The sequence below is a fragment of the Pseudomonas sp. K8 genome, assembly GCF_014889455.1.
Taxonomy (GTDB): domain Bacteria; phylum Pseudomonadota; class Gammaproteobacteria; order Pseudomonadales; family Pseudomonadaceae; genus Aquipseudomonas; species Aquipseudomonas veronii.
This window is the reverse complement of record NZ_VJWO01000203.1, coordinates 1-579: the sequence shown is the minus strand read 5'-3', so window position 1 is coordinate 579 and position 579 is coordinate 1. Positions and strand designations below refer to the sequence as shown.

Below are 579 nucleotides of genomic sequence, written 5' to 3'. Positions count from 1 at the left end.
TGGCGCCCGAGCATGGTTTCGGCCGCTTGCCAGAGTTGATCCAGGCCGATATGAACACGCCCGCGCAGTTGCACGTCGTTGTTGAAGGTCGCGAGGATCGGCGCCGCAGGCTGAGCAATGCGTCTTTGAGTTCGCCGCGAATCGAGCAGCACACGCAGCCGCCGGGCAGCAGCACCGTGTCCGGCGCGACCTATTCCACCAGCAGGTGGTCGATGCCGACGTCGCCGAACTCATTGATCAGCAGCGCCGTGTCGCCAAGGCTTTCGCCCTGCAGCAGGCGCGTGAGCAAGCTGGTTTTGCCGCTGCCGAGGAAGCCGGTGATGACGTTGAGGGCAAGACTCATATGTTACCTCCACCCCTTGTAGGAGCGAGCTTGCTCGCGAAAATCGTCAACGATGACGCGGGCATCCTGGATGCACGCGGCGCTCTCGGGCTTTTCGCGAGCAAGCTCGCTCCTACAAGGGGCATTCCAAGTGATCGAGTAGTTGCGGGTCGAGGGGATCCAGCTGGCGCCCGAGCATGGTTTCGGCCGCTTGCCAGAGTTGATCCAGGCCGATATGAACACGCCCGCGCAGTTGC

At 62.7% G+C, this 579-nt stretch carries 1 pseudogene; it reads right to left on the bottom strand.

The annotated features are described in order from the left end of the window. A pseudogene (locus INT12_RS31005) lies at window positions 1–343 on the bottom strand (GTP-binding protein); the annotation flags it as partial. Window positions 344–579 lie beyond the last annotated feature (236 nt).